The organism is Parabacteroides sp. AF18-52 (assembly GCF_003479145.1).
In the GTDB taxonomy this organism is placed as follows: domain Bacteria; phylum Bacteroidota; class Bacteroidia; order Bacteroidales; family Tannerellaceae; genus Parabacteroides; species Parabacteroides faecis.
The window spans coordinates 1-19,737 of the sequence record NZ_QUGR01000016.1 but is presented as its reverse complement, the minus strand read 5'-3'; the positions used below and the strand labels follow the sequence as shown (position 1 = coordinate 19,737).

Annotated in this window: 15 protein-coding genes, 1 tRNA gene and 1 pseudogene; 10 read left to right on the top strand and 7 right to left on the bottom strand. The window is 39.6% G+C overall.

The annotated features are described in order from the left end of the window. Window positions 1-101: 101 nt before the first annotated feature. Together DWX23_RS19980 and DWX23_RS19975 are read right to left on the bottom strand one after the other, a co-directional pair. The gene (locus DWX23_RS19980; RefSeq protein WP_122353213.1) at window positions 102-575 is read right to left on the bottom strand and encodes an arsenate reductase ArsC; all 474 of its coding nucleotides are present in this window, start codon (window positions 573-575) and stop codon (window positions 102-104) included. 51 nt (window positions 576-626) lie between these two features. After that, on the bottom strand, window positions 627-1,010 hold the full coding sequence (locus DWX23_RS19975; RefSeq protein ID WP_122353212.1) for a helix-turn-helix domain-containing protein: 384 nt from the start codon (window positions 1,008-1,010) through the stop codon (window positions 627-629). A gap of 366 nt (window positions 1,011-1,376) precedes the next feature. Here DWX23_RS19975 and DWX23_RS19970 point away from each other — a divergent pair, with 366 nt between their 5' ends. Genes DWX23_RS19970 through DWX23_RS19955 form a run of 4 tightly spaced genes read left to right on the top strand, consistent with a single transcriptional unit; the run spans window position 1,377 to window position 9,091 of the window. After that, window positions 1,377-4,574 (top strand): TonB-dependent receptor, encoded by a 3,198-nt coding sequence (locus DWX23_RS19970; RefSeq protein ID WP_233587697.1) that lies wholly within the window; start codon window positions 1,377-1,379, stop codon window positions 4,572-4,574. A gap of 20 nt (window positions 4,575-4,594) precedes the next feature. Beyond that, window positions 4,595-6,259: a RagB/SusD family nutrient uptake outer membrane protein gene (locus tag DWX23_RS19965; RefSeq protein ID WP_122375757.1), complete on the top strand. Its 1,665-nt coding sequence runs from the start codon at window positions 4,595-4,597 to the stop codon at window positions 6,257-6,259. A 24-nt stretch (window positions 6,260-6,283) separates the two neighbouring features. Beyond that, complete coding sequence (locus tag DWX23_RS19960) at window positions 6,284-7,717, top strand: DUF3863 domain-containing protein (protein ID WP_122375756.1); 1,434 nt, start codon at window positions 6,284-6,286, stop codon at window positions 7,715-7,717. Window positions 7,718-7,723: 6 nt separating this feature from the next. Continuing rightward, window positions 7,724-9,091: a DUF3863 domain-containing protein gene (locus tag DWX23_RS19955; protein ID WP_122375755.1), complete on the top strand. Its 1,368-nt coding sequence runs from the start codon at window positions 7,724-7,726 to the stop codon at window positions 9,089-9,091. A gap of 63 nt (window positions 9,092-9,154) precedes the next feature. Here DWX23_RS19955 and ilvA read toward each other — a convergent pair whose 3' ends face one another. Continuing rightward, window positions 9,155-10,354: a threonine ammonia-lyase gene (gene ilvA, locus DWX23_RS19950; RefSeq protein ID WP_122353208.1), complete on the bottom strand. Its 1,200-nt coding sequence runs from the start codon at window positions 10,352-10,354 to the stop codon at window positions 9,155-9,157. Window positions 10,355-10,631: 277 nt separating this feature from the next. Here ilvA and DWX23_RS19945 point away from each other — a divergent pair, with 277 nt between their 5' ends. The 5 genes from DWX23_RS19945 (at window position 10,632) to DWX23_RS19925 (ending at window position 15,823) form a co-directional block, all read left to right on the top strand. Further along, a complete protein-coding gene (locus DWX23_RS19945) occupies window positions 10,632-13,229 on the top strand; it encodes a DNA gyrase/topoisomerase IV subunit A (RefSeq protein ID WP_370449256.1) in 2,598 nt (865 codons plus the stop codon). A gap of 3 nt (window positions 13,230-13,232) precedes the next feature. Further along, entirely contained in the window at window positions 13,233-14,102 is an 870-nt protein-coding gene (locus DWX23_RS19940; protein ID WP_122353207.1) for a DUF3316 domain-containing protein, read from the top strand. Window positions 14,103-14,111: 9 nt separating this feature from the next. Continuing rightward, window positions 14,112-15,122, top strand: coding sequence for a S41 family peptidase (locus tag DWX23_RS19935; RefSeq protein ID WP_122375754.1), 1,011 nt, complete (start codon window positions 14,112-14,114; stop codon window positions 15,120-15,122). An 82-nt stretch (window positions 15,123-15,204) separates the two neighbouring features. Beyond that, window positions 15,205-15,286 (top strand) — tRNA-Leu (locus tag DWX23_RS19930). 243 nt (window positions 15,287-15,529) lie between these two features. Continuing rightward, the gene (locus tag DWX23_RS19925; RefSeq protein WP_122353205.1) at window positions 15,530-15,823 is read left to right on the top strand and encodes a nucleotidyltransferase family protein; all 294 of its coding nucleotides are present in this window, start codon (window positions 15,530-15,532) and stop codon (window positions 15,821-15,823) included. Between the two features lie 399 nt (window positions 15,824-16,222). Here DWX23_RS19925 and DWX23_RS19915 read toward each other — a convergent pair whose 3' ends face one another. The 4 genes from DWX23_RS19915 to DWX23_RS19900 form a co-directional block, all read right to left on the bottom strand. After that, complete coding sequence (locus DWX23_RS19915; protein WP_122353204.1) at window positions 16,223-16,615, bottom strand: hypothetical protein; 393 nt, start codon at window positions 16,613-16,615, stop codon at window positions 16,223-16,225. 94 nt (window positions 16,616-16,709) lie between these two features. Then, window positions 16,710-17,279 carry a Crp/Fnr family transcriptional regulator gene (locus DWX23_RS19910; protein WP_122375753.1) on the bottom strand — a complete coding sequence of 190 codons (570 nt, stop codon included), beginning with the start codon at window positions 17,277-17,279 and terminating at the stop codon, window positions 16,710-16,712. A 214-nt stretch (window positions 17,280-17,493) separates the two neighbouring features. After that, the gene (locus DWX23_RS19905) at window positions 17,494-18,072 is read right to left on the bottom strand and encodes a GNAT family N-acetyltransferase (RefSeq protein ID WP_122375752.1); all 579 of its coding nucleotides are present in this window, start codon (window positions 18,070-18,072) and stop codon (window positions 17,494-17,496) included. A gap of 854 nt (window positions 18,073-18,926) precedes the next feature. Then, a complete protein-coding gene (locus DWX23_RS19900; RefSeq protein ID WP_122375751.1) occupies window positions 18,927-19,328 on the bottom strand; it encodes a hypothetical protein in 402 nt (133 codons plus the stop codon). Between the two features lie 224 nt (window positions 19,329-19,552). On the opposite strand from DWX23_RS19900, the pseudogene DWX23_RS19895 reads away from it, so the two are divergent. Further along, window positions 19,553-19,737 (top strand): annotated as a pseudogene (locus DWX23_RS19895) (DNA-binding protein); the annotation flags it as partial.

Below are 19,737 nucleotides of genomic sequence, written 5' to 3'. Positions count from 1 at the left end.
TTGGGCTTTTATTTTTTCAATCTTCAAACATTACAAGTTATAAAAATATCCGGGAAAACAAAGTGGCTAAAGCTGGTAAATATAGGATCCGGCTTCGACTATTAATTACACCTGCAAAATCTGTTTGCTCCACAGGTGCATGTGGGACCACCATCGCCATTTTGTATTTCGTCAGTGTAAAAATCATACATTTTTGTTTTGATCTGATTACATATCCGACGAAATTCACTTTCTATAAATTCGGGTGTTCCTTTGGCTTTGGATGGATCGTAAAAACCGATATGCACACGATGTCTGACTTTTCCTTTGAAAACCGGACAGTTGTCATTGGCTTCACCGCAAACTGTAATGACATAATCCCAGGGTTCGTTCAGATATTCATTTATCGATTTAGGTATATGGTGACTTATATCGATACCGGAATTGCTCATCGTTTTGATAGCTAGCGGATTCACTTCTTTTTCCGGCTCTGTTCCTGCCGAACAAACGATCAGATTCTTGTCGAAAGACTGTAACCAACCTTGCGCCATTTGGCTGCGGCAACTGTTGCCGGTACATAATATTAATATTTTCACGTTTGGGAATATATATGTTTTTCAAAAAAACAAAGATATGTATTTGTTCCCTTATTTCTTCTCGAGATCCTCTATCCTTTTCAAAAGAACTTCGATAAGACGCGAATTTGACTTAACCAATTCGCGGAGATCATCATTGTTGTCGACATTTACTATGCTACTGTCACGTGTGATCCATACCCGACCATGGTCTTTGGGATAGTTATTATAGGTATCACCCTCTATTCGTGTGAAAAGTTCAACAGCCGACATATTGAGTACTTCTGCTATTTTGTTCAGACGGGTAAGAGTCAGATCTGTTTCTCCATATTCAATTTTACAATAGGCACTGGTAGAAAGATTGAGCTTTTCACTCATTTGTTCCTGAGTGAGATTTTTCTCTAAGCGAAGTAATTGAAGGCGTTGCCCCACTAATTTTTTTAAATCTGTAGCCATAGTAGTAAAAAATTGAATAATATTCTTCTTTTATCGGTCAAAAGTAACAAATTAGGTGGATATAATATAATCTCTTTTCAGTTTAACTTTGTAAAGTAAAAATATTTTATAATTCTTAATTCAATAAAAGAAGAAAATGCAGACTGATGCTAAGGTCTTTATATCTAATGTTCATCTTGTTAAAAAAGGAAGGCAAGCAAAATGACTATAATTGTAAATCAATAAACTTATAGGAGGAGAGAATATGTAAAAAAGAAAACCAGGAAGATCAAAGTTTGCGACCTTTCTTCCCGGTTTTTGACATCAAAAGGATCCCACATTAATAATGCTATTAAAATAAAGTTTCACTTTTAATAAAACAAAGATATGAAATTAACTTTTCTAATACTATCAGATTATAATAAAAATAAAATCAGTCTGTTAGTTTTAACTGTTTTACTGTTTTCCTGCCTGGCCGGGAATGCAAAGGAACAAAAAGCTTCCTATCAAGATGATCAAATAATTATTACAAAAAGTAACTCAGCAGATAAAATTATCCGGATTACCGGGAAAGTTACAGATACAAATGGAGAGCCTATTATTGGAGCAAATGTTTCGACTAAAGGTACAACTTTGGGTACTATTACAGATATTAATGGTAGCTTTTTGCTGGATGTACCTTCGGAAACAGTTATTTCCATTTCTTATATAGGATATTTAACTCAGGAGGTTAAAGTAAAGCAACAAACGAGTTTGAATATAGTACTCAAAGAAGATACTCAAGCTTTAGAGGAAGTTGTTGTTGTTGGTTACGGTACTGTGAAAAGAGCAAATCTAGGTGGTGCTGTTGCTACAGCGGATGCCAAAGCATTTGAAGCTCGTCCTGTTCAAAACGCAGTGACAGCTTTGCAGGGTGAAGTTCCGGGTTTGACGATTACTCGTTCCGGAGGTGGTGCCCCGGGGGCGGAAACAACGATGAAGATTCGTGATGTGTCTTCTATTAATGGTGGTACTCCACTTGTCCTGATTGATGGTGCGGAAGGTGATATTAATTTGATTAATCCTTCTGATATCGAAAATGTATCTGTATTGAAAGATGGTACAGCTGCTATTTATGGAGCGCGTGCATCCGATGGTGTTGTTTTAATCACAACAAAAAGTGGTAAGCGCAATCAGAAAACTACAGTTAGTTTTGATGCTTATTATTCAGTGAAGACTCCTGCTCTGCTAAAGAAGACAGCCAGTTTGCTGCAACATGCAGAAATGGCATTGGAAATAACGGATGGTTCTTTCCCTATTGAATATACAAAAGAAGATTTGGAATTGATCAGGCAAAATAGTGATCAGATATTGACTGGAGTAGAATGGGGGCGTTGGGGTAATATTTATCCTAAGTTTTTTAAAAACCAGGATTGGAACGATATAGTTATCGGGAATGGTAATATGCAGAATTATAATGTAAATATTTCCGGTGGTGGTGAAAGATATTCTTATTTGGTTTCTTTAGGACATCAACGTGAAGAGGGATTACCTAAATTCGGGAAAGACCTCAACAAGCGCTATTTTGTTCGTGCAAAATCCAGTATTGAAATCTTTAAGAATTTGACTTATGACCTTAATCTTGCTTATGAAGCAAGTAATCGGGATTATTCTTCAGGCTTAACGGAGGGACAGAATATATGGGAGTTGATTTATAAAACTCGTTCATGGGCGCCATTACGTAATCCGGCTGGAAATTTTTATACATTTGAAGGATTTGATAACCCGGCCCAGGTTTTGGAAGAAGGTGGTATGGCTAGTAAAACGACAGGGAATGTCACTGTGAATAATCAGCTTCGTTGGAATGTTATTGATGGTTTGGATCTGGTAGGACAAGCTGTTATCCGTAAATATGACTTTGATGAGAATGTGACAAATAAAATTATTTATAGCCGTAATTGGGAAGATGTAAATCATAGAACTGCCCGTACACCGAATAATGCAGAACGCCGTTATTCGAAAACATTGTCGAAGAATTTCACATTATATGCTGATTATAAAAAGAATTTCAACGATTTACATGACCTGAGCGTAATGGTGGGAACTTCTCATGAATCTCAGAATTATGATAAGTTCACTGCTAAACGTATTAATTTTGATCAGCAGGAGAACATGTCTTTACAATTGGGTGGTTCTGAAAATCAATCGGCGTGGAGTGAAGGCAATGCATGGACGATCAATTCTTTCTTCTCGAGAGTAAATTATACGTTTAAGAACAGATATATTATTGAAGGAACACTTCGTGCAGATGGTAGCTCCAGATTTGATCCGGATCATCGCTGGGGATATTTTCCGGGAGTGAATGCTGCCTGGAGGCTTGGTGAAGAAGGTTTTATGAAAAATTTGAATCTGTTTGATGACTTGAAGGTGAGAGCTTCTTATGGTGAGATGGGTAATCAGTCCGGTATTGGCTTATATGATTATATCCAGTTGATTTCTTTGAGTAGCGATTATTATCCATTTGGTGGCGGAACAAAAGGGCAGATGGCAAAGTCCGGTAATATTGTTTCGACATCCCGTACATGGGAAACTATCCAGACGACAAATATAGGTTTGGATTTTGCAACATTGAAAAACCGTCTGTATGGATCGTTTGATTATTTCTGGAAAGAAAATAAGAATATGTTGATACCGAAAACGTATCCTTCCATGTTAGGAGCTGATGCGCCGAGTACGAACAGCGGACATTTGAGTATTAGAGGTTGGGAGGTTGCACTGGGTTGGAGAGATCAAATAAATGACTTCAGTTATTCTGTCCGTTTTAATTTGAGTGATGCTCGTAACCAGGTGGTAGAAAGAGTCGGCAGTAATTTGATCAAGTTAGGACTGAATGAAACTCCGACCGACTATCCGCTAAATTCTTTTTTCGGATATGAGTTTGATGGCATTATCCAGAATGAGCAGGAGTTGAAAGATTATATTGCCCGTTTCCCGAATGGTGGTATTCCCGGAGATTTAAGTGTTGGTGATGCTAAATATAAAGATCTGGATGGCGATGGAAAACTTTCTGTTTTGGGCGATGGTAAAGAAGGGAGCGGTGACGTGAAGTATTTGGGTGATAAGAATCCACGATACAATTTCGGTATGAATCTGAGCGCAGCATATAAAGGGTTTGATTTCAGTGCATTTATCCAGGGAGTTGGTCGTAGAACTATGTTCCTGGAAGGTGAGGCAAGCAAGCCAATGGCAGAAGCATGGTTCCAGTCGGCAGCCTATTGGTATGGGAAAACATGGACGGCAGAAAGGACGGATGCACAGTATCCTGCGATTACGTCGACAAGTAAGCGAGGTTATAATTATTATTATTCTACGAACACAAAACATAATGTAGGATATGCTCGTTTGAAGAATTTGCAGTTAGGATATACTATTCCTTCATCTGTTACTGCCAAGATCGGATTACAAAAGCTTCGTGTTTATTTTTCCGGTGAGGATTTGTTTGAAATTCATAATACACCAGGAGGTTGGGATCCGGAAGAAGATGGTAAAATTACATCTTATCCTTTTGCCCGTAATTACTCTTTTGGGGTCAATGTTGTATTTTAAAAAATAAAAATCAAAAGATCATGAAGAAATATAAAATATTATTGGGAGGCTTAATCTCTGCGACTTTATTATTTTCCGGCTGCCAGGATATAGATTTGTTACCTAAAGACAATTTGCCTGACGAGCTTTATTGGAAAACTCCGGAGGATTTTATGAAAGAAGCAAATTGGCTATATTCCCGTACGGAATCATTCGATACCAAGGATACGGATAGTGATATTGGTTATGAGATGAGTGAGAATACAACAAGTAACGGGACATTGATAGCACCGAATAGTGATACAGACTGGTCTGATCGTTTTGAAGATTTGCGCCATTGTAATATAATTATTGAAAAGGCAGCGCTATATGAAGGGGATCAGGCTGAGATAGAACGCTATGTGGCTGAGGCACGTTTTTTTAGAGCTTACACGCATTGGCGTTTGATGAAAAAATTCAATGATGTACCTATTTTGACGAAAGTGCTGGATGTCGAGTCTTCGGAGTTATATGGTAGTCGTAACACTCAGGAAGAAGTCGAGAACTTTATTTTGTCGGAGTTAGATGCTGTCTGGCAGTCGTTACCATTGCAGAGTGAATTAACATCCGAAGAAAAAGGGCGTGTCACGCAGGGGGCAGCTCTGGCTTTGAAAGCAAGAGTGGCATTGTTCGCCGGAACCTGGGCAAAATATCAGCAACATCGTTCAGACTATCAGCAATTATTACAGCAGGCGATTGATGCAGCGCAAAAAGTCGTTGACAGTAAAGAGTATGCGTTATATGAAGGTTCCGGGGATGAAAGTTATCGTTATTTGTTTATCGATGCTGGCGATGATTCTCCGGAAGGTATTTTGGATAGCCGCTATTATGAAGATATTCGCTATCATGGGACAGCCCATTCTGTTTATTGGGGTTGGAGAGGTACGCCGACGAAGAAATTGGCAGATATGTACCGATGCAAAAGTACCGGTTTACCGATTGAGAATGCTGATTCCGAATTTAAAGGTTATGCGACAATTGAAAGTGAATATGAAAATCGGGATCCGCGTATGAAACAAACATTTCTTATGCCTAAAACCATTTATTGGAGTCCGCAGATCGGAACAGATTCTTGTACAGCTTCATTTACAGTGCGTCCTGAAACTCGTACAGGATATAAATTATACAAATTTATGGCGGAAACCTCAAATCCATCGGACAAGGATGCTTTCGACTATCATATTATCAGATACCCGGAAGTACTGTTGATTTTGGCAGAGGCTACTTTTGAAAAGGAGGGAGCGATTAGTGATGAGTTATTGAATAAGACGATCAATGTTATCAGGTCTCGTAAAGGAGTGGAGATGCCTCCGTTAACAAATGCTTTTGTCACAAGTAATGGTTTAGATATGCAGACAGAGATTCGTTGTGAACGTACTATAGAGTTGGCATTCGAAGGTTTCAGGCGGGATGATTTGAGACGTTGGAAAACTGCCGAAAAAGAATTAACTGAAGCTCTTCGTGGTATTAAGCTGAAAGGTTCTGAATATGAAAATCTAAATGTACTGAACGATGGTAATCCGGGTTTGACGGATAAGGATGGTTTTTTAATTGTAGAACCAGCCGAAAATCGTCACTTTGAAACTCCGAAGCATTACTATTATTCATTGCCTTTGGATGAACTATTCTTAAATCCGAATTTGGCACCGAATAATCCTGGTTGGTAATTTGATTTGTTTTAGTTTTGTAGAATGAAAAATATAACAACTAAAAACTTGTTAAAAGGCTGTTTGGTCGCATTGGTTGGGATATGTCTGTCGACTTTTGTTGTTGAGGTGAAGGCTGAGACACCCGTGGTATCGGAAATATCTGTAAAACCAATGCAACTGAATGGGAGTCGGTTTGTGACATTATGTTTCATGATCCGAACTACACCTTGGGAAGTATCTAGAGATGTCAAGCTGCATCCGCGTGATGAGGTGGACTGGCATACACTTGAATCGATTCGTGATTTGCGTGAATCATTTGCTAAAAATAATCCGGATGGTCGTTTGACATGGGGATTTACATTGAATGCATTGGAAGACCAGCGCAAAAATTATTGTGAAATTCGTGAATATGTGGTGGAATGTCAAAAGAGGTATGGTGATGAAATCTCTTATTTTCCAGGTTATTTTCCTGCCATGTATTTACCCCGCGAACGTATCAACCGTGAAATGTCGGAAGCCATTCAGATTATTTCGAATATGGTTGGTCATGGTTATCGTCCTAAATGTATTATGGGGGGATTCCTTTCTGCAGATAATTTGAAGTATTTGGCTGAAAAAGAAAATATCCATGTAGCCCATGCCGTTATTTGGAGCCAGCATAGTATTGATGGTGGTGGGGCTGATGGCTCACCTTCTTATCCGTTTTATCCATCTACTGAACATTTCTGTAAACCGGCTCAGGGGAAGAATGATTTTATCGATTGTGTCAATCTGGATGGTTGGACAATGGATTTTATCTGTGCCCGTCGTGCAGGACAGAGCGGACATGAAATTACAGGCTATAATAGTCGTCGTGGTGTCGGACCGATCGAAACGTATAAAGGTTGGGGGTTGGATTTAGGACATCGTGAAGTAATGCATACGCAATCTATTCATTTTGACAAGGGAATGGAGCTGAATGGTTTTGGATGGGTTACTAATATCTGGGAAACACAGATGTATTATGAGTTCGGTAAAGATTTGATTTGCGGAGCTTTAGAAAAATGGGTCGGTGATACAAAAAGACGTTGGCCGGATGTTCATTTTGTAACTTATGGTGAATTTGGTGAATTATGGAGAGCCGAATATAAGTCGAATGACGATTGGAATTATAAATTCATTGAAAGAGGTTCCGGTCTAGGCGATTCTTATAATAATCTGGAAATCCGTTGGTTTATGAACAAGGAATTTCGTTTGGCATTGTTGCGTGACTGGCATAACAAGAAATCTCCTACTTTGGTGATTGATTTTACTCGTTATGATTTACCTGCTGAAGAACCGAAAGATCCCTCGCCTGAACATCCGGTTCGGGACTGGAGTTTGATAAACAGAATCAACCAAAAGAATCTTCGCCCGCAGGATGAACCTAAAGAGTTGAATGCTTTGGATTCAGAGGATCAGGCATTGATTAAAAAGTATTATCCGGAATTATTTTAATAACATATGAAAAACATAAAAACTATACTTTTCTGTTGCTTATTCGCATCATTTGTGTCGAATAATATATGTGCGGAAGGAACTTCTTATAGTTCAGTGGATGCTGATCAATCTAAACTTACTTTAAAAGAGAATCGTTTTCTAACATTTAATACGATTATCCGAGTCAATCAGATTGAAGTGACCAGAGATAAAAGTGTTGGAGAGGATGAACGGGCATGGCATACACCTGAAAGAGTAATACAGTTCCGTGATGCGATTGAAAAAGGTTTTCCCGGTTCTAAGATAACATGGGCATTTAGCTGGTTGGCTTTGCATGACACGACTGCCAATTATCAGAAAATTCGTCAGTTGGTGGTGGATTATCATCATAAATATGGTGATGAGATTACTTTTATTCCGGGTGCTTATTTTGCAAATGCGTATAATTCAACGGAACAGGTTAATAAGGATTTGCATGAAGGCTTACAACGTGTATCGGAAATTGTAGGCGATTCGTACAGGCCCAATAGTATTGTTGCCGGTTTTTTGTCTGCCAAGAATCAGCAATATTTAGCTGAAAAAGAGGGTGTTCATGTTTGTCAGGGGAATATTTGGAGTCAATATGCAATCGACAACCAGGATGGTGACGGGGCGGTTAGTTATCCGTTTTATCCTTCTATAGAACATTTCTGTAAACCGGCTCAGGGAAAAGAGGATTTTGTCGATTGTGTGAATCTGGATGGTTGGACAATGGATTTTTTAGCTGCCCGTCGTGAAGGTTTTGCAGATGGATTTAACAGTCGTATGGGAGTCGGTCCGATCGAGACATTGCGAGCTCACGGGTATGATAAAGGTTTACAAGAGATGATGCACTCAACTGCAATTCACTTTGATGATGGTTTCAAGAGAAATGGTTTTGCATGGGTGACAAATTGTTGGGAACTCTCTTTGGATATCGATACAAAAGGACTGACAAAATGGTTGCAGGAAATTCGGAATCGTTGGCCGGAAGTTAAATTTATTACTCAGGGTGAATTTGGATTGTTGTGGAGATCTGAATATAAAGAGAATAACTTTGATTATCGGTTTTATGAAAAAGGTTCTGGAATTGGCGGTTCTGACGCTGATAAAGAGATTTATTGGTATATGAATAAAAGTTTCAGATTGGCTATTTTAAAGGATTTGAATACGCAAAAAGAACAGATTATCGATTTTACTCGTTATGATGTAAAGGCGCAGGAACCAAAATCCGGATCTACTCGTAACTGGACTTTGTTTGGTGATATTAATCAAAAGCAAACTCGTAAACAGGATGCTCCAATTTCTAAGAATCAACTATCTGAGGAACAGAAGGCGCTGATCCTTAAAGAAGGTATTAATCTTGGTTTTTAAAAAGAAAAACAATAGCATCTACTAAAATAATCAGGCAGGATCGATTGATCCTGCCTGATTATTTTACCCCGGAATGATTTTATACCCTGCTGCCGTCAACGTGTACTGTATCTGGTCGATATGTTCCTGGTTGCGGGTTTCCATTTCCAGACGGAGATAACAACCGTTGATGTCGGCTGTATGGCTGACCCGTTCATGGTGAACGGATACTACATTCGCTCCTGTACGGGCAATGATCTCGGAGACATGTTGCAACTGTCCGGGTTTATCTACCAGTTCGATAGTCATGGTATAGGAACGGCCGGATTTCTGTAAACCACGTCCGATAACGCGTGACAGGATCGTAACGTCGATGTTACCGCCCGAAACCAGGCAGATCGCCTTTTTCCCTTTGATGGGAACTTTATTGAACATCGCAGCGGCTACAGCTACCGCACCGGCACCTTCTGCAATTAGTTTATGCTGTTCGATCAATGCCAGGATCGCTGTCGATATCTCGTCGTCATTGACCGTAACGATTTCATCCACATACTTACGGCAATACTCGAAGGTATGCTCGCCCGGTTCCTTCACGGCAATGCCGTCGGCTATGGTACGGACGAACCCCATACGCTCAATTTTGTTATGTTCGATCGAGTTCAGCATACTTGGGGCACCACTGGCCTGTACACCGTATATTTTTACGTTCGGATTCAAATGCTTGATTGCAAAAGCCACCCCGGAGATCAGTCCGCCACCACCGATCGGTACGATCACAGCATCCAGTTCCGGTAGCTGTTCCAGTAATTCCAGTCCGATTGTACCTTGTCCGGCAATAACGTCTTCATCGTCGAAAGGATGGACGAAGGTGTATCCCTTTTCATCTCTTAATTTCAACGCCTTCTGGTAAGCATCGTCATATACGCCTTCCACCAGGCAGACATCTGCTCCATACCATTTGGTGGCTTCTATTTTAGAGATCGGAGCATTATCCGGCAAACAGATAAGGGATTTGATACCGTGAGTGGTCGCAGCCAATGCAACTCCCTGGGCGTGGTTGCCGGCAGAGCAGGCTACAACACCTTTTGCCTTCTCTTCTTCTGTAAGTTGTGAAATTTTGAAGCAGGCGCCACGGACTTTAAATGATCCTGTGATCTGTAAGTTCTCCGGTTTCAGATAAATATGTGACTCCGGATTGATATTTGGTGCACTGATCAAGTCTGTGCGACGGATAACCGTTTTCAGGGCAAAAGATGCCTGATATATCTTATCGAGTGTGAGCATGAATGTAATTTTGAGGGAGCAAATATAGCCAGAAATCAGATATCTCACTGAAACTGGAATGCTTTTTTATTATCTCGCCAATATTTCGTATATTTACACGCTGGAAATTGTTTTCCGGTTAGAGGCTGAAAAAGAAGAAAGAGCACCATATAAGTATATGAAACCAGAGGATATTGAAGAATTCACAGAGGAAAACGAAAACGAGGAAATAGAGCAAACAAATACAGATTCTCAGGAAAACGGGCAATCTGATGCTGCTACACATTCGGAATATAAAATACCCGGGAAGGGCGAAGGCCGTGTGTCCTATCATCTGTCAGGGATGTATCAGGATTGGTTTTTGGATTACGCTTCGTACGTAATCCTTGAACGTGCCGTGCCGCATATTAATGACGGACTGAAACCGGTACAGCGTCGTATCCTTCACTCGATGAGGCGATTGGATGACGGCCGGTATAATAAAGTCGCTAATATCGTGGGGCATACCATGCAGTTCCATCCTCACGGAGACCAGTCTATCGGCGATGCGCTGGTACAACTAGGGCAAAAAGACCTGTTGATCGACTGTCAGGGGAACTGGGGTAATATTCTGACCGGTGACGGTGCTGCCGCTCCCCGTTATATCGAAGCGCGTCTTTCTAAATTTGCTCTTGAAACGGTATTCAACCCAAAGACAACCCTTTGGCAACTCTCCTATGACGGACGTAACAAGGAACCGGTCACTTTGCCGGTGAAATTCCCGTTGTTGCTGGCCCAGGGTGTGGAAGGGATTGCTGTCGGTCTTTCTTCTAAAATACTTCCGCACAATTTTAATGAATTGCTGGATGCCTCAATCGCTTATCTGAAAGGGGAGGAATTTGCTTTATATCCGGACTTCCAGACAGGTGGCTATATCGATGTCTCTAAATATAATGACGGCGAACGGGGTGGCTCGGTAAAAGTACGTTCCAAAATTACGAAGCTGGATAACAAAACTTTGGTTATCAGTGAAATTCCTTACGGAAGAACAACCTCTTCCCTGATCGAGTCGATCCTGAAAGCAAACGACAAGGGTAAGATCAAGATCAGGAAGGTAGACGATAATACGGCAAAGGATGTAGAGATTCTTGTGCACCTGGCTCCGGGCGTTTCCTCGGATAAAACGATCGATGCGCTGTATGCCTTTACCGATTGCGAGATCAGTATTTCGCCCAACTGCTGTGTGATCATGGACAACAAGCCTCACTTTCTGAAGGTTAGTGATGTGTTGCGCCATTCGGCAGACGATACGCTGCATCTGCTGCGTACGGAACTTCAGATCCAGAAGGCCGAGCAGGAAGAAACCTTGTTCTTCGCCTCTCTTGAAAAAATCTTCATTGAAGAGCGTATCTATAAAGATGCCGAGTTTGAAAACTCCAAAGATATGGATGAGGCGGTTGCTCATATCGACTTGCGCCTGACTCCGTTCAAGCCTGATTTTATCCGGGAAGTGACTCGCGATGATATCCTCAAACTGATGGAGATCAAGATGGGACGTATCCTGAAATTCAACTCGGAAAAGAGTAATGCCCTGATCGCTCAGATTCGCGAAGAAATAGAGCGTATCAATCACCATCTGGATAACATTGTCGAGTATACGATCAACTGGTTTACCATGTTGAAAGAAAAATACGGCAAGAACTATCCGCGTATGACCGAAGTGCGCAACTTCGATACAATCGAAGCAACGAAGGTGGTGGAAGCGAACGAAAAGTTATATATTAACCGTGCGGAAGGTTTCATGGGTATGAGCCTTAAAAAGGACGAATATGTTTGTAATTGTTCGGACATAGACGATATCATCCTGTTCTACCGGAACGGAACTTATAAGATCGTAAAGGTCAGCGACAAGATGTTTGTCGGGAAAGACGTTTTGTATGTGAATGTCTTCAAACGGAACGATACCCGAACCATCTATAATGTTATTTACCGCGACGGAAAAGTCGGATTTAATTACATCAAACGTTTTGCCGTGACCGGAGTGACCCGTGATAAGGAATATGACGTAACTAAAGGAACGGAAGGTTCACGTGTACTGTATTTCAGTGCGAATCCGAATGGAGAGGCCGAAACAGTTAAAGTGATTCTGAAGCCGAAGCCACGCCAGAAGTTGCTTGTCTTTGAAAAGGATTTCAGTGAGATTGCCATTAAAGGACGTGGTTCGATGGGTAATATCCTGACGAAAGCGGATGTTCACAAGATCAGCCTGAAACAAAAAGGTAGCTCTACACTTGGAGGACGTCAGGTTTGGTTCGACTGGGATGTGCTGCGTCTGAACTATGACGGCCGTGGTGATGAACTGGGTGAATTCCAGAGTGACGACTTGATCCTGGTGATCTTGCGTAATGGTGATTTCTATACGACGAACTTCGATTTGAGTAACCATTACGACGACAATATACAGATTATAGAGAAATTCAATTCCAATAAAGTCTGGACGGCGGCTTTGTATGATGCTGACCAGAAATATCCTTATCTGAAACGTTTTGTGCTGGAAGCCGGAAGTAAGAAACAGAACTTCCTGGGTGAGAATCCGAAAAGCCGTTTATTGCTGCTTACGGATGAGACGTATCCGCGTATTGAAGTGGTATTCGGCGGGCATGACGATTTCCGTGAACCGATGGTATTGGATGCCGAAGAGTTTATCGGCGTGAAAGGTTTCAAGGCGAAAGGAAAACGTATCTCTACATTTGATGTGGAGACGGTCAACGAACTGGAGCCAACCCGCTTTGCCCCGGCGGAACAACCGGGCGGAGATAACGGAGAAACTCCTGATAATAATGATGCCGGACAGAATGAAAGTGATTCGGATATTATAGACGAGATAACCGGGCAGATGAAACTCTTTGACGAATAGCCTATGAAGACGGTTGCCTCTCTGATGATTTTGTTCTCTTGTCTGGTGTTTCCCTTAGCGGCCCAGACGGACGAAAGTGAGGAGGATGATATTCCGCGGTCAGTGAATGAGGCAACGATGATCGGAGTGGGTGGGTATAATGTAATGGATACGTATCTGACTCCCGGAATAGAAACTAAATATACGGGGTGGGGACTGAGGATATTGAACGAACGGATGAAGGTTGTCCGCCTGGCGAATTACAATGTCTCGCGGCAACAATTCCTTAATGTCGAGTTTGCCTCCACCCGGAATGCAGCCGATGTTGCGACTGATTATATCGGCTTCGTGGATTACTCGCTTGGATATCATTATCGTTTTACGAATATAGTACCGAACCTGAAAGTGCTTGCCGGTGCTTCGGCGCGCTTGTCGGGTGGTTTTATCTACAATACCCGTAACAGTAATAACCCGGCTTCGGGAAAGGCCGATCTGGATCTGAACTTTTCTGCTATGGGTATTTATGGTTTTAAAATCAGGAATTATCCCATAACTTTCCGTTACCAGATGGAGATACCTTTTATCGGTGCTTTGTTCGCTATCCATAAAGGGCAACCTTATTATTATCTTAGTCAGGGAGACCGTGGTGGCGTGATCAAATTCAGTTCGCTCCATAATAAATTCGCGATGAGGAATTACTTTACTTTCGATTTCCCAGTAGCGAATTTTACTGTCCGGGCGGGTTATCTGAACAGTATGTACCGGACAGATGTAAACGGGGTTAAAACGCATGTACTATCCAATTCATTTATGATCGGGCTGGTGAAAGAGTTTGTTTCTTTTGGAGGAAAGCGCCTGAAAAAGACGCATGAGTACAGCAGTGCCTACTATTAAGAACGGAAGATGAAGTTACGCATCATATATTATTTGTTGTTGGTCGGTATTCTTTTTTCGGCTTGCGAAAAGGCGGATAAATATAACCCTTCTCCCCGCGATAACTTCGAGGCTCTCTGGCAGATCCTGGATGAGAACTATTGTTTTTTTGAATTTAAGGATATCGATTGGGATGAGGTGCACGACCGTTACAGCGTGCAGATCAATGAGACGATGAGCCAGTATGACCTGTTTGAAGTCTTGGGTAAGATGTTGGCAGAATTGAAAGACGGGCATACCAATCTGTTCTCTTCCTTTGATGTGGCGCGTTATTGGGCCTGGTATGAAGATTATCCGGCGAATTTCAATGCAGAGATACAAAAGAATTATCTGGGGACAGATTATAAAATTGCCGGAGGATTGAAATACAAGCGTCTGTCCAACGATCAGGTTGGCTATGTATATTATGGTAATTTCTCCAGTGGAGTCGGCGAGAGTAATCTGGATAACATGTTCATTCATTTTAAAGATTGTAGGGGTCTGATTCTGGACGTACGTAATAATGGAGGAGGAGCCATGTCTAATTCCGACCGTATCACCCAACGTTTTCTGGAGGAAAAGATACTGACCGGTTATGTCACTTATAAAACGGGTAACGGCCATACGGATTTCTCCTCTCCCTATCCTCTGTATCTTTCGCCTTCCGACAGGCTTCGTTGGACTAAGCCGGTGATTGTTCTAACGAATCGCCAGTGTTACAGCGCTACGAATAATTTAGTGAGTATCATGCGTTTATTACCTCATGTAACAGTTATGGGAGATTGTACCGGAGGTGGTAGCGGCTTCCCGTTCAGCTCGGAGCTGCCTATTGGGTGGAGTATCCGTTTTTCTGCCTGTCCCATACTGGATGCAGACAAAAAGCATACAGAGTTTGGCATTGAACCGGATGAAAAAGTATCCATGACCGAAGAGGATATGAAAAAGGGGAAAGATACTATTATTGAGGCTGCTATCGAGCATATTTTATCTACAGCCGATTAACCGGAACCTAACAAAAATAAAATCTCCACTGAAATACTTGCAAATTAATAAAAAAGACTTACCTTTGCACCGCAAACCAAATGCGGCTGTGGTGTAATTGGTAGCCACGCCAGACTTAGGATCTGGTGCTTCACGGCGTGGGGGTTCGAGTCCCTTCAGCCGCACAAAATGCAAAATCCTTCTGAATTCGTTCGGAGGGATTTTTTTGTTATATACTGTTTATTAAGTGATTACAGCATCTTCTTCCTTCTATCTGAAATAGATAAATCAGGTCGAAATAATACTTTTCAGGTGCTAAATCGGGGATTAGGTACTAATAAATAGGAAGGCAAAAAAGTGATTTGTGAGTAATCCTATTTGATTTTTCCATTTGAACACGTATTTTTGTATCAAATGATTAAGAAGATATGAAATCAACGGCTGAATATGTAAACATCTTGCGTGATTATATGGCGAAGAACGCTTCTAAATATAGCATTATTCGTATGGGGATATTTGGCTCTGTCGCCAGAGGAGAGCAAACAGAGGATAGTGATGTTGATGTTTATCTGGAGACTTCAAAACCAAATATGTTTGCTTTAGTTCATATAAAAGAAGATTTACAAAACCTGTTCGGTTGTAATGTTGATATTGTCCGATTGCGTGACCAAATGGATTCCTTTTTGAAAAATCGAATTGAAAAGGAGGGTATTTATGTGTGACAGAGTTAATCCGTTCTTCTTTAACGAAAATACAGACAGCTTTAGACAGAATATTAAAGAGGTCGGAAACGATACTTACTCCAGATGATTTCTTAACAACACCTAGTGGAGTTGAGAGATTGATACACAAATAAGATTGAAATAAATATTTTCATCAATAGATGCTACATTAACAAAAATAATTTACCACTGTCGTCAATGCTTCGGTGGCTCATCTTTGTTAATCTATTCGTTGTTTTTAATTTCTAAATGATTAATAATGAGATTGATATTGAGGATTTACGAACTTCCGAAAACAAGCAAAGGGATACTTTACTCCCATTTGAGAGCAAGTTCCCCCTTGCTTATGATTTCCTTTAATTATCAAATGGTAGTAATAATTGGCGATAAACAGTTTCGTTAATATCGTCGATTTAAGGTAAGTGTCGATTTATATGAATTAAGTGCTTCTAATACCATTTTATCTTTACTAAATTCTAAAATAGTACGTTTACTAAAAAGAGGTCCGTCCTCTATATTCATGATTTTACCTTCAATGGAATAGTTAAACTCATAGACCTCGGTTCCGAATCCGTCTTCCCGAAGAATATATTGACCATTCTGTGTATCAAAGAATTGCATCTCAATATTTATTGTCCTTAGAATTTTATCTCCATCGGTTACGAGATTAACTCCCTCCCATGTCGTCTGTTTCAATGATTCAGAGTCAAATCTAAAATCATTATTATTACTGCAAGAAGTAGATGCGATTGCCAAAAATAGTATTACAAATGTTCTGAATAAATTTTTCATGTAACTATATTTTAATTGATAATAATTCAAGGAATAATACTACCTGCAAAATTAGAGAACATGAATAAAAAAAGCTTGAAATACTTCAAGACTTTCATTTTTGCCGTAGTTTTCTCCGTATATGGCTGACGGTTTCAGGTGTCACACTAAGAAACGAGGCTATCTCTTTTAAAGTAATATGCTGAGGGAGGTTTGTACAGCGTTTTAGTAGCGCAACATAACGCTGCTCTGCTGTCTCACAATAAAAGCCAAGTAGCCGTTGATACATTTCTACAAATATTTCTTCTGCAACCAATCTACCAAAACGTTGAGTATTTATGTTTGTTTCCCAAAAATCATTCAGTTCTTTCATAGATAACACACATACAGAACAATCTGTAACAGCTTGAATATTAGTTAATGATCCCATATGCTTAATCAGTGATGGGTAATCACACACAAACTCTTCGGTAAAACTATAACCGACAATAGATTCGTTACCGACAGTATTAATACGAGTATATCTAAAAAGACCACTTTCGACAAATCCCACATACTTACATGGTTCATTTTGTCTAACAAAATAATCCTTCTTTTTAATCTCAATAGACTTTCCCTTTTCCAAAAAGTACTTTTCAAATTCTGAGAAGTCAATCTCATTTATGTATTCATTGAAGTTCACCATATTGTAATCCGTTTATATTTACAAAGATATGATTTTTCAATAGTGGAGGCTTCGGCAAGTATATCTAAAACCACATTTTGAAAAAGATGTATTGAATATTTACTATGACTATGTAGAGGAACAGGCTTTAATAACTCATTCTGTTGCTTATGATTGTGTAGTCCGTATGTTGAAACAGATAAGAGCATTTGAAGGAGGTGATGTTGTTGTCAATCTATTTGTTAGCCCAATCTTTATCGAGCATGGCATAAATAATATCGTCTACCCATTCGCCACGAAGGAAATAACTCTCTTTGAAATGAGCTTCTTTCCTGAATCCCAATTGTTCGATAAGTCGGATAGAGGCGGTGTTTCTTGGATCAATAGATGCTACAATACGATGTTTCTTTAGCGTTATGAAAAAATAATTTACCATTGCCGTTAATGCTTCGGTGGCATATCCTTTGCCTTGAAAAGTTTTATTCAACGTACAACCGACCTCTACCTGCATTCTTTCATGTCCCGTGAAGATTATTCCCATATCCCCGATCAGACGGTTTTCATTCTTGGTTAGAATGGCAAATTGAAAACATATGTCGGCTATATCTATAATCTCCGGCATATTGGTTATATAGCTACGAACTTCCTCCTCAGATTCGGGGAACCAGCCCTGATATTGGTTTTCAATAGTATCAGAGCGGTAAGCGTATATTTCTTCCGCATCATCTGGGTTTGCTAACCGTATAATCAATCTGTCGGTCAGAATCTTGCCGATAGTAGTATCTGCTTTATCGACGTTTTTGGATTCAATCATATGTATTCTCTCTTCATTTGTTCTAAACTATTCCCTGGCAATAAAGTTACTACTTTATTCTCCTGTTGCTTATTTAATATTCAGGAAATTTTGCTCATGGGTCATTTCGATGATAAGATGGCAACACGGACTTTTGAAGTAAAATTGTGGGATTTGACAAAATGAAATAATATTACTTCTCTTTTCAATAGAAAGATTTTATTATAGACTTTTTTGTGACTTGTATGTTGTGCTAAATTGGTATTATAGAAGAGTGCTGAGTACAATATTTAACAATATTCTTTAGATATATGACTTTTGTAATTCGTTTAAAAGGATTTTACATCTCGTTTAAAACGAGTTTTTTTTCATTTTAAACGAGATGGAGATTTATTTAAAGGAAAATTATTTGTTAATGAATGTTGATTTTGGCCTTTTTAGAAGTAATTTTGTAGTATAAAAGCATGTTGAATAACATTTTTTTGTTCTATAACATGGTGAATGAGTGTTGTAAGTAAATTGACAATATGTGGTATGTACGATAAATATTTGATCGATTGTTTTGTTTTATTTGATATAGGTGGCATAATGCTGTTTTGTTTGATTAGAGCAAGGTGGTTATGTTATTTCTTAAGTTGCTGACAGTGGCATAAAAGGCAACAGGTGTTGATTCTCTCCCGTACAGCTTTTTCATAGGTGGGTTGAATTGACAGTTTGATATTTGTGAGTCCTTCATAATAATATAACTCAAGTACGGATTACACAGATTTCATTGTTCTGATCAATAAACAATTTGTCAAATCCGTATAATCCGTGCCTGTAAAAAAGTATAAAGAGGCTTTTGGGGTAGTCCTTTATTGTTTAGGGCTATGCAATTAATTATAAAACATCAGGCAAATATCACAGGGTAAATGGCTGATTGCTTCCGCTTTTATATAACAACTGGGTGCTGTCCATCTATTTTTTACATAGTCATAGCTCTGGGTTATCTCCAGATAAGAAATGAATTTTGTTACATATTCATTCTTATCAGGGAATAAATATACGGACTGGCATTTACCTTCATCGCTAAAAAGACAGGTTATCGTAAACTCTTCCTGGTCAAATCGTATCTCAATCGATTTTTCTTCCACATCTTTTTCGAAATAGTCAATTAAGCAATATGGATAGTTTCTATATTTCTGTCTGATTTCTGGTAATGACAGATCTAATAAAGAAGTAATTTGTTGCAGTAGATAGTAATAGCTTTTTATACCAATTATATTATTATTGTCCATATGAATACGTTCCTTTTTATACCTGATCCGGAAGAATCAAGCTTCTATTAATACTATGATATTTTAATTACCTGTATTATATAGGCTTATTTGTTTTCTACTGGTGGACAAAACAAATAACAACAGGAACGTAATGCAAATATATGATTTAGAATCAAAAAGATTAAGTCAATCCGGCTTTTTTTATACATTTGTGTGTTTAATGTTGTACATAATCAAGCATAATGAAAGACTCGATAGCTTATCTGCCGAAAGATAAACAGGACGATTTGGGATTTCTGGTTAAAGAGATACTGAAAAGATTACCTCAGGCGGAGTATATTATTCTGTATGGTAGTTATGCTAGAGGTAATTATGTGCGTCGTAGCGTACGAATTGAAGACGGTGGTATTCCTACAGTCAAGATATC

Excerpts from the sequence above, each read along its gene's own strand:
- DWX23_RS19975 (WP_122353212.1), bottom strand. The coding sequence starts at position 1,010 with ATGGCTACAGATTTAAAAAAATTAGTGGGGCAACGCCTTCAATTACTT.
- DWX23_RS19970 (WP_233587697.1), top strand. The coding sequence starts at position 1,377 with ATGAAATTAACTTTTCTAATACTATCAGATTATAATAAAAATAAAATC.
- DWX23_RS19965 (WP_122375757.1), top strand. The coding sequence starts at position 4,595 with ATGAAGAAATATAAAATATTATTGGGAGGCTTAATCTCTGCGACTTTA.
- DWX23_RS19960 (WP_122375756.1), top strand. The coding sequence starts at position 6,284 with ATGAAAAATATAACAACTAAAAACTTGTTAAAAGGCTGTTTGGTCGCA.
- DWX23_RS19955 (WP_122375755.1), top strand. The coding sequence starts at position 7,724 with ATGAAAAACATAAAAACTATACTTTTCTGTTGCTTATTCGCATCATTT.
- ilvA (WP_122353208.1), bottom strand. The coding sequence starts at position 10,354 with ATGCTCACACTCGATAAGATATATCAGGCATCTTTTGCCCTGAAAACG.
- DWX23_RS19940 (WP_122353207.1), top strand. The coding sequence starts at position 13,233 with ATGAAGACGGTTGCCTCTCTGATGATTTTGTTCTCTTGTCTGGTGTTT.
- DWX23_RS19935 (WP_122375754.1), top strand. The coding sequence starts at position 14,112 with ATGAAGTTACGCATCATATATTATTTGTTGTTGGTCGGTATTCTTTTT.
- DWX23_RS19925 (WP_122353205.1), top strand. The coding sequence starts at position 15,530 with ATGAAATCAACGGCTGAATATGTAAACATCTTGCGTGATTATATGGCG.
- DWX23_RS19915 (WP_122353204.1), bottom strand. The coding sequence starts at position 16,615 with ATGAAAAATTTATTCAGAACATTTGTAATACTATTTTTGGCAATCGCA.
- DWX23_RS19910 (WP_122375753.1), bottom strand. The coding sequence starts at position 17,279 with ATGGTGAACTTCAATGAATACATAAATGAGATTGACTTCTCAGAATTT.
- DWX23_RS19905 (WP_122375752.1), bottom strand. The coding sequence starts at position 18,072 with ATGATTGAATCCAAAAACGTCGATAAAGCAGATACTACTATCGGCAAG.
- DWX23_RS19900 (WP_122375751.1), bottom strand. The coding sequence starts at position 19,328 with ATGGACAATAATAATATAATTGGTATAAAAAGCTATTACTATCTACTG.